The 12,008-nt window shown below is 61.5% G+C and carries 13 protein-coding genes and 1 other RNA gene; 2 read left to right on the top strand and 12 right to left on the bottom strand.

The genetic code is table 11. The features are described from left to right. Positions 1-53: 53 nt before the first annotated feature. The 3 genes from erpA to rplM form a co-directional block, all read right to left on the bottom strand. Positions 54-419 carry an iron-sulfur cluster insertion protein ErpA gene (gene erpA, locus PQR08_RS12585; protein WP_035497680.1) on the bottom strand — a complete coding sequence of 122 codons (366 nt, stop codon included), beginning with the start codon at positions 417-419 and terminating at the stop codon, positions 54-56. Between the two features lie 211 nt (positions 420-630). Then, entirely contained in the window at positions 631-1,023 is a 393-nt protein-coding gene (gene rpsI, locus PQR08_RS12580) for a 30S ribosomal protein S9 (protein ID WP_035497678.1), read from the bottom strand. 11 nt (positions 1,024-1,034) lie between these two features. Beyond that, entirely contained in the window at positions 1,035-1,463 is a 429-nt protein-coding gene (gene rplM, locus PQR08_RS12575; RefSeq protein WP_008351572.1) for a 50S ribosomal protein L13, read from the bottom strand. Positions 1,464-2,036: 573 nt separating this feature from the next. Here rplM and PQR08_RS12570 point away from each other — a divergent pair. Beyond that, positions 2,037-2,459 (top strand): OsmC family protein, encoded by a 423-nt coding sequence (locus PQR08_RS12570; protein ID WP_035497674.1) that lies wholly within the window; start codon positions 2,037-2,039, stop codon positions 2,457-2,459. Positions 2,460-2,524: 65 nt separating this feature from the next. On the opposite strand, the gene rnpB is transcribed toward PQR08_RS12570, so the two are convergent. The 3 genes from rnpB to pyrC all read right to left on the bottom strand — a co-directional run bounded on the left by rnpB (position 2,525) and on the right by pyrC (position 4,844). Then, positions 2,525-2,938, bottom strand: an RNA gene (rnpB, locus tag PQR08_RS12565) — RNase P RNA component class A. Between the two features lie 12 nt (positions 2,939-2,950). Then, positions 2,951-3,763, bottom strand: coding sequence for a DUF3025 domain-containing protein (locus tag PQR08_RS12560; RefSeq protein WP_408161322.1), 813 nt, complete (start codon positions 3,761-3,763; stop codon positions 2,951-2,953). 10 nt (positions 3,764-3,773) lie between these two features. Further along, positions 3,774-4,844, bottom strand: coding sequence for a dihydroorotase (gene pyrC, locus PQR08_RS12555; RefSeq protein WP_408161321.1), 1,071 nt, complete (start codon positions 4,842-4,844; stop codon positions 3,774-3,776). A 180-nt stretch (positions 4,845-5,024) separates the two neighbouring features. On the opposite strand from pyrC, the gene PQR08_RS12550 reads away from it, so the two are divergent. Then, positions 5,025-5,927 (top strand): class II glutamine amidotransferase, encoded by a 903-nt coding sequence (locus PQR08_RS12550; protein ID WP_075583799.1) that lies wholly within the window; start codon positions 5,025-5,027, stop codon positions 5,925-5,927. A 48-nt stretch (positions 5,928-5,975) separates the two neighbouring features. Here PQR08_RS12550 and PQR08_RS12545 read toward each other — a convergent pair whose 3' ends face one another. The 6 genes from PQR08_RS12545 to PQR08_RS12520 all read right to left on the bottom strand — a co-directional run bounded on the left by PQR08_RS12545 (position 5,976) and on the right by PQR08_RS12520 (position 11,780). Further along, positions 5,976-6,701, bottom strand: coding sequence for an amino acid ABC transporter ATP-binding protein (locus PQR08_RS12545; protein ID WP_035497667.1), 726 nt, complete (start codon positions 6,699-6,701; stop codon positions 5,976-5,978). Then, positions 6,698-7,375 carry a glutamate/aspartate ABC transporter permease GltK gene (gene gltK / locus PQR08_RS12540; protein ID WP_035497665.1) on the bottom strand — a complete coding sequence of 226 codons (678 nt, stop codon included), beginning with the start codon at positions 7,373-7,375 and terminating at the stop codon, positions 6,698-6,700. The genes PQR08_RS12545 and gltK overlap by 4 nt, the downstream gene beginning before the upstream one ends. Beyond that, a complete protein-coding gene (locus PQR08_RS12535; RefSeq protein WP_035497664.1) occupies positions 7,375-8,115 on the bottom strand; it encodes an amino acid ABC transporter permease in 741 nt (246 codons plus the stop codon). Before PQR08_RS12535 ends, gltK begins: the two co-directional genes overlap by 1 nt. Before the next feature lie 68 nt (positions 8,116-8,183). Beyond that, positions 8,184-9,077 carry a glutamate/aspartate ABC transporter substrate-binding protein gene (locus tag PQR08_RS12530; protein WP_035497662.1) on the bottom strand — a complete coding sequence of 298 codons (894 nt, stop codon included), beginning with the start codon at positions 9,075-9,077 and terminating at the stop codon, positions 8,184-8,186. Between the two features lie 309 nt (positions 9,078-9,386). Further along, positions 9,387-10,700, bottom strand: a complete 1,314-nt coding sequence (locus PQR08_RS12525; protein WP_035497661.1) for a Glu/Leu/Phe/Val family dehydrogenase — start codon at positions 10,698-10,700, stop codon at positions 9,387-9,389. Positions 10,701-10,808: 108 nt separating this feature from the next. Beyond that, complete coding sequence (locus tag PQR08_RS12520) at positions 10,809-11,780, bottom strand: LysR family transcriptional regulator (protein ID WP_187607487.1); 972 nt, start codon at positions 11,778-11,780, stop codon at positions 10,809-10,811. Positions 11,781-12,008: the final 228 nt, after the last annotated feature.

Raw genomic sequence — 12,008 nt, 5'->3', positions numbered from 1 at the left:
AAACAAAAACGGAGCCCGAAGGCTCCGTTTCGCTTACATCGATTGATTCGTGCTCAGACCGAGAACGACGAACCGCAACCGCAAGTCGTGGTGGCGTTGGGGTTCTTGATGACGAACTGCGCGCCGTTGATGTCGTCCTTATAGTCGATTTCCGCGCCGACGAGATACTGATAGCTCATCGAGTCGACCAGCAACTGCACGCCTGCCTTGTCCATCACGGTGTCGTCTTCGTTGACTTCTTCGTCGAACGTGAAACCGTACTGGAAACCCGAGCATCCGCCGCCTTGCACGAACACGCGCAGCTTCAGATCCGGATTGCCCTCTTCATCGATCAATTGCTTGACCTTGTCTGCAGCCGCGTCGGTGAAGACGAACGGCAACGGCATTTCGGTCGTGGGGGTGTCGCTGACAGCGCTCATTCGAACTCTCCAATTAAGCTTCTAACCGCTATTGTAGGGCTGATCTCAATATCGTGCCGAATGTCCATGAAATCAATGGGCTATATGCAAATTCGACATGATCCTGTTTTGGCGCGCCAAAACGAAAAAGCCGCCGGCACCAAGGTGCGGGCGGCTTTTGCAGCAGTTTCGCCGGTAGCCGGTGTCCGACAACGGCGAAACGCCGAAGCGCTTAACGCTTCGAGAATTGCTTCCTGCGGCGTGCCTTGTGGAAACCGACCTTCTTACGTTCCACTTCACGCGCGTCGCGGGTGACGAAGCCAGCGTTCGACAGCTGCGACTTGAGCGTAGCGTCGTAGTCCATCAGCGCACGCGTGATGCCGTGACGGACCGCGCCTGCTTGACCCGTCTCACCGCCGCCATTCACGTTGACCTTGATGTCGAACGTGGTGCCGTGGTTCGTGAGTTCGAGCGGCTGACGCACGATCATCAGCGACGTTTCGCGCGAGAAATAGTCGGCGATGGGCTTGCCATTGACGATGATCTCGCCCTTGCCCGACTTGATGAAGACGCGAGCGACGGCGCTCTTGCGGCGGCCCGTACCGTAGTTCCAGTTACCGATCATGTGGGCTCCCCTTAGATCTCGAGCGCTTTAGGCTGTTGAGCCGTATGCGGATGCGTTGCTTCGGCGTAGACCTTCAGCTTCTTGATCATCGCGTAGCCGAGCGGACCCTTCGGAAGCATGCCCTTGACAGCCTTCTCGAGCGCGCGGCCCGGGAAACGCTCTTGCATCTTGCCGAACGTCGTTTCGTAGATGCCGCCCGGGTAGCCCGAGTGACGATAGTACTTCTTGTCCGTGGTCTTGTTGCCGGTGACCTTCAGCTTGCCGGCATTGACGACGATGATGAAATCACCGGTGTCGACGTGCGGGGTGAATTCAGGCTTATGCTTGCCGCGAAGACGGCGTGCCACTTCGCTGGCGACACGGCCGAGAACCTTATCCGTCGCGTCAATCACGTACCATTCGCGCGTCACCTCTTCGGCTTTTGCGGAAAACGTCTTCATGATCGATCCAAAAAATTGATCTGCCCTTGAACTTTGCGTTGTTCGGCCCTGCTTATATGAGTGCGTTCGAGACGCGTGCAGGCTCTCACAAGCCTCTCTCCGCGGGCGTGTAGCGAAGAGAACTTTGAATTATAAAGGGAATTTGGCTGCTACGTCAAAGATTTGCTTTGCGCGACGTGAGGACGAAAAAAAGCCCGGGCAGCTGAGGCTCGGGCTTAATCCACCAAGGAGGAGGTGGAGGAGACAGGAACGAGTATAGGCACGGTCATGCTGCAAAGCAAGAAGATTTGCATGGTGAAAGTGAGTTTCACTATTTGAAATATAAAAACGATGAGCATCACCCAGAATTTTTGCGTATTTTCATGTACTTATGAAAGTTTCGCGTCGATCATCCGGCATATTTTGGCTTTAGAGGCCATCCTCGACTTGAAATCTTGCTGTCGAAGGACGAACCGTCTCGCCGATTTCCGCTTCGTCAACCCGTGGATGCTCGTAAGCAGCGACCCGTCGAGACTGCCTGAACCGCTACAATAAAGTTTCTGTAACGACGCGCTGAGCAGCTGGAGCCTGAGCATGGAATGCAAAGTTAGCTGGATGGGACAAGACGGCATGGCCTTCGCCGCCGAAACGGGAAGCGGCCATCTCGTCAATATGGATGGTGCACCGGAAGGCGGCGGCCGCAATCTCGCGCCGCGCCCGATGGAAATGGTGCTGCTCGGCACCGGCGGCTGCACGGCCTACGATGTCGTGATGATCCTGAAGAAGAGCCGCCAGGAAATTCAGGGCTGCTCGGTCACGCTCAAGGCGGATCGCGCGAGCGAAGATCCGAAGGTCTTCACGAAGATCCATTTTCATTTCACCGTGACCGGCAAGAACCTGAACCCGGCGACGGTCGAGCGCGCGATCAACCTGTCGCACGACAAGTATTGCTCGGCGTCGATCATGCTGGCGAAGACCGCGGAGCTCACGCATTCGTTCGAGATCGTCGAAGCGTAAGCCTGCCCGCAAGCGGAAATGAAAAGAGCCGACGTCGAAAGACGCCGGCTCTTCTCTTTGAATGACGACAAAGCGGGCCGATAAGCCGGATTCTGTGCACGCGCCGACCGAAGCCGAACGCGCGTGGCAATCATTCCTCTAGACGCGCCATTGCTGACGCGCTCAAGCTTCCTACCCGCAGACGGACGGGGGCCCCGTCCTGCATCGCGTGGATGCGCGCCTGCCTATTTGGAATTGCTCCGGGTGGAGGTTACCGTGCCGGATCGTCTCGCGACGTCCGCGGTGCGCTCTTACCGCACCGTTTCACCCTTACCTGATCTCCGGACTTGCGCCCGAAGCCATCGGCGGTTTGCTTTCTGTTGCCCTGTTCCGCGTGTTGCCACGGATGGCCGTTAGCCATCACCCTGCCCTGTGGAGTCCGGACTTTCCTCGCCCTTTTCGGTCGAAACCGTCAAGGCCGCGATTGCCTGGCCCGCTTTGCGGCATCGATTCTAACATTGGCGATTACGGCGGCCCGGGCGAAACACAGATACATCGTCGTAGAAATCGGGAGATGCGTTCGCCGTCCACCAGCCCGGCACGCCCAGCGCCGGCAGCGGCGCGAACGCGCGGCTGTCGAGCGGCCCGGCGTTCAGGCCCTTCGCCACACGTTCGTCGATCAGTGCGCGGCGCTCGGCATCGTCGAGCGTGAAATAGTCGGCGGGAACGTCGACGATCCACGCGTGCCCCGTGCACGCCTTGTACGGCGCAACGAGCTTTTCCAGCAACGCGTGCCCGAAGATGCGCGCCTCGCAGCGCGTGCCCCACGCCGCGCGCTCGTCGACGAACAGCATGCGCCAGCCGAAGCCGCGCAGTGCATCGGCGAGCGATGCGTCGGCGCAGGCGAAGAGCACCGCGTTTTCGTCGAAAAGCGTGAGCGCGTCGCGCACGCCGCCGCGCGTCGGTCCGACGCCGAGCGCATCGATCTGCTGCGCCTGTCGCGCGTTGAGCGTCGCCTTGATGCGCGGATACGCGAACCACATCGACGCGTTGAAGAAATCGTGGAGATTGTGGCGGGTCGGCACGCGGCCGGTCTGCGCGATATGTCCTTCGTACGAAGCGCCGACCGGCAGTTCTTCCTGTGCGATGAACGCAAGCGGCTCGCCGCGCCCGGTCACGAGCGAGGCCGACGCCGCGTCTTCGTTGAGCGTCGCGAGGTATTCGTCGTAACCGGCGAGCGCCGCCGCTTGCCAGCGCCTGCCGCGCGCTTCGATGGACGCGAGCCAGGGCCGCGCCCAGTCGATATCGGCGAAACCCGCGCTCACGTTCGCGGCGTCAATGCGCGTCGGAGAAGCGCCAGTTGATCGACTCGCCGCCGCGCAACGGCACGATGGTCGAGTCGCCGGCGGTGAATTCGGCGGGCAACGTCCAGGAGCCACGTTCCAGCGTCACCTTTTCCGCGCTGCGAGGAAGGCCGTAGAAGTCCGCGCCGTGGAAGCTCGCAAAGCCTTCGAGCTTGTCGAGTGCGCCGGCCTTGTCGAAGGTTTCTGCGTACAGTTCGAGCGCGTGCAGCGCCGTGTAGCATCCCGCGCAGCCGCACGCGTGTTCCTTCAGGCCCTTCGGATGCGGCGCGCTGTCCGTGCCGAGGAAATAGCGCGCATTGCCGGACGTCGCCGCTTCGACGAGCGCCACGCGATGCGTCTCGCGCTTGAGCACCGGCAGGCAGTAGTAATGCGGCCGCATGCCGCCGACCAGCATGATGTTGCGGTTGTAAAGCAGATGATGCGCGGTGATCGTCGCCCCGATCGGACCTTCGGCCTCGCGCACGTAATCGGCGGCGTCCTTCGTCGTGATGTGCTCGAACACGACCTTCAGCGCCGGAAAATCGCGGCGCAGCGGCGTCATCACGCGGTCGATGAAGACCTTCTCGCGATCGAACACGTCGATGTCGCCATCGGTCACTTCGCCGTGCACCAAGAGCGGCATGCCGGTTTCCTGCATCGCTTCGAGCGTCTTCGCGCACTTTCCGAGGTCCGTCACGCCCGCGTCGGAATTGGTCGTCGCGCCCGCCGGATACAGCTTCACGCCATGCACGAAGCCGCTGTCTTTCGCGCGACGGATCTCGTCGGGCGGCGTGTTGTCGGTGAGATAGAGCGTCATCAGCGGCTCGAAGCGCGCGGCCGCGCCCTCTTTCGGCAGCGCCGCCAGGATGCGCTCGCGGTACGCCGCGGCCAGTCCGGTCGTCGTCACGGGCGGCTTCAGGTTCGGCATGATGATCGCGCGGCCGAACTGGCGCGCCGTGTGCGGCAGGACGGCCGCGAGCGTCGCGCCGTCGCGCACGTGCAGATGCCAGTCGTCGGGACGCGCGATCGTGAGCGAATTGGGCGAGGATGAGTTAGCGGACATGGCGTGATGACGGGGAACGTTGGAATGGCGCAAGTCCACGCGAGGAGAGGAAAAAACCGCCGTGGGAATTCCACAACGCGCGCCGTTATGAGCGGTTGCGCGATTTTTTCGGCCCGACCTCGGTGATATGCTTGTGGTACGTATTGTAACAACAGGCCATAAGCCGCCCGCCCCAGCATCATGTGCCAACTTCTCGGAATGAATTGCGCCGAACCGACCGACGTGACGTTCTCGTTCACCGGTTTCGCGGCGCGCGGCGGTGTTACGGATCATCATGCCGACGGCTGGGGCATCGCGTTCTTCGAAGACAAGGCCTGCCGGCTCTTCATCGATCATCAGTCGTCCGCCAGCTCGCCGCTCGCCGACATGGTGAAGCGTTATCCGATCAAATCGAAGAACACGATCGCGCATATCCGCAAGGCGACGCAGGGGCATATCCTGCTCGAGAACTGCCATCCGTTCATGCGCGAGTTGTGGGGCCGTCACTGGATCTTCGCGCACAACGGCGATCTGAAAGGCCATTCGCCCGAACTCACCGGCGTGTACCAGCCGGTCGGCACGACCGATAGCGAGCTCGCATTCTGCGCGCTGCTGCAAGGCCTGCGCCGCGCGTTTCCGTGCTCGCAGCCGCCGCTCGACGAACTCTTCGACGCGCTCGCCGTGCTCACCCGCGACATCACGCAATACGGCGTCTTCAATTTCCTGATGTCGAACGGACAGGCACTCTTCTCGCACTGCTCGACGCATTTGTACTATCTGGTGCGCAGCTGGCCGTTCTCGACGGCGCATCTGATCGATGCGGACATGTCGATCGACTTCGCCAAATACACGACGCCGGAAGATCGCGTCGCCGTGATCGCCACGTCCCCGCTCACCGACAATGAAACCTGGACGCGTTTCGCGCCCGGCGATCTCGCGATGTTCCAGAAAGGCGATCTCTCGCGCACGGTGAATATTCCCGTGCCAGAGGAAATCGCGAAGAAGGCGGCGGAGCCGCTCGCGAAGGCGTGCGTCGGATCTGCGCTGAAGATCGGCGAGATTCAGACGACGGCAGCGGTGGAATCGGAACTCGGGATCGAATAAAAAAACGGCGCTTCTTTTCGGAAGCGCCGTTTTTCTTTCACGACAGGGTCAGTGCAGGATCTTCGCCAGGAAGTCCTTCGCGCGATCCGACCGCGGATTCGCGAAGAACGCTTCCTTCTGATCGTCCTCGACGATCAATCCCTTGTCCATGAAGATCACGCGGTTCGCCACCTTCTTCGCGAACCCCATTTCGTGCGTCACGCACATCATGGTCATGCCTTCCTGCGCGAGTTCGACCATCACGTCGAGTACCTCGTTGATCATTTCCGGATCGAGCGCGGACGTCGGCTCGTCGAAGAGCATCGCGATCGGGTCCATCGACAACGCGCGCGCAATCGCCACGCGCTGCTGCTGACCGCCGGAAAGCTGGCCCGGAAACTTGTCGGCGTGCGCGCGCAGGCCGACGCGATCCAGCAGCTTCAAACCCTTCTGCATCGCTTCGTCGTTCGAGCGGCCGAGCACCTTGATCTGCGCGAGCGTCAGGTTCTGCGTGATGGTCAGATGCGGAAACAACTCGAAGTGCTGGAACACCATGCCGACCTTCGAGCGCAGCTTCGACAAGTTGGTCTTCTTGTCGGTCAACGATTGCCCGTTGATCGTGATCTCGCCCTTCTGAAACGGCTCGAGGCCGTTCACGGTCTTGATGAGCGTCGACTTGCCCGAACCCGACGGGCCGCACACCACGACGACCTCGCCCTTCTTCACTTCGGTCGTGCAGTCCGTCAACACCTGGAACTGCCCGTACCACTTGGAAACATTCTTGATAGAGATCATCTTGCGACCTTTTTCTGAAGACTTTTGACGAGGGCCGACGCCACCACGCAGATCACGAAATAGCACGCACCCGCGAACAGGACCATTTCGACGGACGTGCCGTCGCGATCCCCGATGTTCGTCGCCGTGCGGAAGAAGTCCGCGAGACTGATGACGTAGACGAGCGACGTATCCTGAAACAGCACGATCGCCTGCGTGAGCAGGAGCGGCACCATCGCACGGAACGCCTGCGGCAGCACGACGAGCTGCATCGCCTGGCCGTACGTCATGCCGAGCGCGAAGGCCGCGTTCACCTGACCGCGCGGCACCGCCTGAATGCCCGCGCGAATGATTTCCGAATAGTACGCGGCCTCGAAGAGCGAGAACGCGACCATCGCCGAAGCGAGACGAATGTCGATGTCCGCCGACAGCCCGAGCACGTTCTGCAGCAGTTGCGGCACGATCAGGAAGAACCACAGCAGCACCATTACGAGCGGGATCGAGCGGAACAGCGTGACGTACGCGCTCGCGAACCATTGCAGCGGCTTCACGCCCGACAGGCGGAACAGCGCGAGCACGGTGCCCCACACAATGCCGACGACGATCGCGAGCACCGTGATCTGCAACGTGATCTTGGCACCCGTCATCAGCGTGGGCCACTGCGCAAGAATGTCACTCCAGTTGAACTGATGCATTACTTGCCTCCGATGTAGCCAGGCAGCCGCGTCTTCGCTTCGACCCAGCGCATCAACTGCATCACCACCAGATTGATGAGCATGTAGGCGACCGTCACCGCGATGAACGACTCATAGGTCTGCGCCGTGTAGTCGACGAGCTGGCGCGCCTGCGCGGACAGATCCAGCAGACCGATGGTCGACGCCACCGCCGAATTCTTGAACACGTTGAGAAATTCCGACGTGAGCGGCGGCACGATGATGCGGTACGCAACCGGCATCAGCACGTAACGATACGTCTGCCATTGCGTGAAGCCCATCGCGAGACCCGCGTTGCGCTGTCCGCGCGGCAGCGCGTTGATGCCCGAGCGCACCTGCTCGCATACACGTGCGCCGGTGAAGAGCCCGAGACAGATGATCGACGACGAAAAGAACTGCGCGCTGGGCGGCAGTTGCTTGAACCAGTTGCCCATGGAAGGCGGCAACAACTCCGGTATCACGAGATACCAGACGAAGAATTGCACGATCAGCGGAATATTGCGGAAGATCGCGACGTAGACGGTGCCGATGCCCGCCAGCGTACGATTCGGGACCGTGCGCAAGATGCCGAACAACGAGCCGACCACGAGCGCGATCACCCAGGCCGCGAGCGACACGGTAATCGTCACCCAGAAGCCGGAGATCAGCCAGCCGAGATAGGTGGTGGGCTCGCCGGTCGAAACCGGACTCAGCAGGACGCCCCAGTTCCAGTGGTAAGACATGGACTCACTCCAAAAAGAAACGGAAGAAGCAAGCTCCTTCCGTTTCGTTCGTTCGAGACTCGAACCGGTTAGTCGATTGCCTTGTCATTCGGGCTCTTGTAGAGAGCCTTCATGTCTTCACTTTCGGGGAAGTTGAGGTTGAGACCCTTCGGCGGGATCGGGCTTTCGAACCACTTCTTGTAGATCTTGTCCGCGTCGCCCGACGTTTCGACCTTGGCGATCGCGTCGTCGACGACCTTCTTGAACTCCGGATCGTTCTTGCGGATCATGCAGCCGTACGCTTCATGCGATTGCGGCGCGCCGACGATCACGAAATCGTTCGGGTTGTTCGACTTGGCGCGCTCGCCGGCGAGCAGCGCATCGTCCATCATGAACGCGACCGCGCGGCCCGTCGACAGCGTCAGGAACGACTCGCCGTGGTCCTTCGCGCTGATGATGTTCATGCCCATGTTCTTGTCCTGATTCATCTTGCGAAGCAGGCGCTCGGACGTGGTGCCGGCCGTGGTCACGACGGTCTTGCCCTTCAGGTCGGCCCAGTCCTTCACGCCCGAATCCTTCTTGGTCATGAGGCGCGTGCCGATCACGAAGATCGTGTTCGAGAAGGAGACTTGCTGCTGGCGTTCGGCGTTGTTCGTGGTCGAGCCGCACTCGATATCGACGGTGCCGTTCTGCACGAGCGGAATGCGGTTCTGCGACGTGATCGGCGTGAGCTTGACCTTCAGATCCTGCATGCCCAGCTTCTGCTTGACGGCCTCGACGACCTTCAGCGCGAACTCGTGCGAGTAGCCGACGACGTTCTGCTTGTCGTCATAGTAGGAAAAGGGAATGGACGATTCGCGATGCCCCAGCGAGATCACGCCCGTGTCCTTGATCTTCTTCAGCGTGCCGGCGTCTTGCGCGTACGCGCCGGTTGCGAGAAACCCGAGCGCGGCGACGAGCAGCGCAGCCTTTTTAACCTTCATGTGTTCGATCTCCTGTGGCGAAAAACCGGGGCAAGTTTAGCAGGGTAATTATTCTGAAAGAATGATTGTTAACCCAAGCCGTCTTATTTGTGAGACGCCCGATTGCAGTAGGGTTGCAACTGGTTGCGACCGCGCATATTACTGTCGTTTTCGCGCGGATGCTTGACCGAATACAACTAGCCGGGCGACTTGTAGCTTTCATGCAAATGCGGGCGGCATTTCCGAGGAAATGCCGCCCGCATCATTCAAAGGGCGCGAACGCTTTCCGCCTCCCGCGGACCGTTGCGGCGAACGCGCCGTCGCACCGGATCAGGGATAGAGACCGCGCATCTCGCGCGCTTGCAGAATCCGCGTACACGCGACGATGAACGCCGCCGTGCGCACCGACACCTTGTGCTCGCTCGCGACCTGCCACACGCCGGCGAACGCTTCGCGCATCACGCGTTCGAGACGCTGATTGATCTCGTCCTCGGTCCAGAAGAAGCTCGAGAAGTCCTGCACCCACTCGAAGTACGAAACCGTCACGCCGCCCGCGTTCGCGATGACGTCCGGAATCACGAGCACGCCCTTGTCGGTCAGGATGTCATCGGCCGCGGTCGTGGTCGGGCCGTTCGCGCCTTCGACGACGATCTTCGTGCGAATCTTCGACGCGTTCTTCTCGGTGATCTGGTTTTCGAGCGCGGCCGGAATCAGGATGTCGCTTTCGATCATCCAGAACTCTTCGGCCTGCACGGGATCCGCGCCCGCGAAGCCGCCGACGCCGCCGTTCTTCGCGACGTGATCGAGCAGCGCGACCGCATCGATGCCCTTCGAGTTGTGAATCGTGCCCGTGTGATCCTGCACGGCGATCACGCGCGCGCCCGCTTCCTGGAACAGCTTAGCCGCGATGCCGCCCACGTTGCCGAAGCCCTGCACCGCGATGCGCGCGCCTTCGATATCCATGCCGATGCGCCGCGCCGCCTCCGTGCCGACGACGAACACGCCGCGGCCCGTCGCTTCCTTGCGCCCGAGCGAGCCGCCGAGCGAGATCGGCTTGCCGGTCACGACGCCCGTTGCCGTCTGGCCCTGGTTCATGGAGTACGTGTCCATCATCCACGCCATGATCTGCTCGTTCGTGTTCACGTCCGGCGCGGGAATGTCCGTGTTCGGCCCGATGATGATGCCGATCTCGCTGGTGTACCGGCGCGTCACGCGCTCAAGTTCGCCGCGCGACAGCGTGCGCGGATCGACGCGGATACCGCCCTTCGCGCCGCCGTACGGCACGTTCACGGCCGCGTTCTTCACCGACATCCACGCGGACAGCGCCATCACTTCGGAGAGTGTCACGTCCTGGTGATAACGCACGCCGCCCTTGCCCGGGCCGCGCGACGTGTTGTGCTGCACACGATAGCCTTCGAAGTGCGCGACGGTGCCGTTATCGAGTTCGATCGGGCAATCGACGATGAGAATGCGCTTCGGGCGCTTGAGGGTTTCGAGCCAGCGGGAGAGAGAACCGAGATACGGGGCGACGCGATCGACCTGGCGAAGATAGTTTCCCCAGGGACCGAGATCATCGGCATGGAGATACGACGGGATAGCGTGTTTTGCGTCCGGCGCTTGCACAGGTTGCTTCGAGGCAGACATTGATGCTCCAGCGGTGAAGGAATGGGCTCATTGTCGAAAAACGCCGTTTCCAAATCCAATGCCGTTTCCTTATCCCATCATGCAATTTCTGCATAACGTCGCCGAGCCTTATGCGGCGGGCTTCCCGGGCGATGCCTTCAACAGTTCTTCACCGACCGCATCCCATAGCGCGCGCATCAACGCCTGTCGCGGCTCCTCGCCTTGCGCTGCGAGCTTGTCGCGATAGAGGCGGATTTCCATCGTCAGCGTGAACTGGCCGGCGGGCGTGCCGCGCGTGCCGCGATCGAGGCGGATGAGCCGCCCTTCTTCGAGAGCATCTTCCACGGCGCTGTGCGGCAGAAACGCGACGCCGTGCCCGGCGAGCGCCATCGCCTTGAGGCCTTCGGCCATGTCGGTTTCATAAACCTTGTCGAGATAGAGCCGCGTGGGCGCGGTCGCGATGATGACTTCGGTCATGCGTCCGAGATACGCATTAGGCGTGTACGACAGGTAAGGGACCGGGGATTCGGCGGTCGCGGGCAGTGTGAAGCGCGCACGTCCGCCCTTGGTGACGGCGGAGAACGGACTGATCGGTTCGGCGCCGAGCGTGAGCATGTCGTAGCGCGCGGGATCGAGCGCGACCGGATGGCTCGGATGGTGATAGCCCATCACGAGATCGCAGCCGCCTTCGACGAGCGACAGCACCGCATCGTGAACGTTGAGCGCGCGCAGGCGCGTGCGGATGCGCCCGAGCCGCGCCTCGATATGTTCGAGCCAGCGCGGAAAGTACGTGAGCGAAAGCGTGTGCGGCACGGCGAACTCGATGGTCGCCGAAGGCACGCCGCCCTGTCCGCGCAGCAGCGTGCGCGCTTCGTGGAACTGCGAGAGCATCGCGAGCGCCTGCTCGTAGAACACGTTGCCGGCTTGCGTGAGCCGCGTCGGATACACGGACCGGTCGATGAGCTCCGTGCCGAGCCACGCCTCCAGCGCCTGGATGCGCCGCGAGAATGCGGGCTGCGTGATGTGTCGAAGCTCGGCCGAGCGGCTAAAGCTGCGCGTCTCCGCTAGCGAAACGAAGTCTTCCAGCCATTTCAGTTCCATGCGATTTCGAGCGCGAGGCGCGTGTTCGGCGAAGAACGCATTCTAGCGGGCGCATGAACCGCGCGAAGGCGTGGCGCACCATTCGTATGCGGTTGCGCACGTACGCGGTGCCGTCGAGTTTCCTGGCGAGCCGTGCCGATAAGACCGCACGCCTGAACGCATCCGCGCCCACATTCGCTCGACCGCGATACGTCGTTTAAACATGCATCTCGTTGGCATGATGTTTGC

The sequence above is a fragment of the Caballeronia jiangsuensis genome (genome assembly GCF_046030135.1).
Lineage (GTDB): Bacteria > Pseudomonadota > Gammaproteobacteria > Burkholderiales > Burkholderiaceae > Caballeronia > Caballeronia jiangsuensis.
The sequence above is the reverse complement of the archived record's forward strand: the minus strand, read 5'-3'. Positions and strand labels throughout refer to the sequence as shown.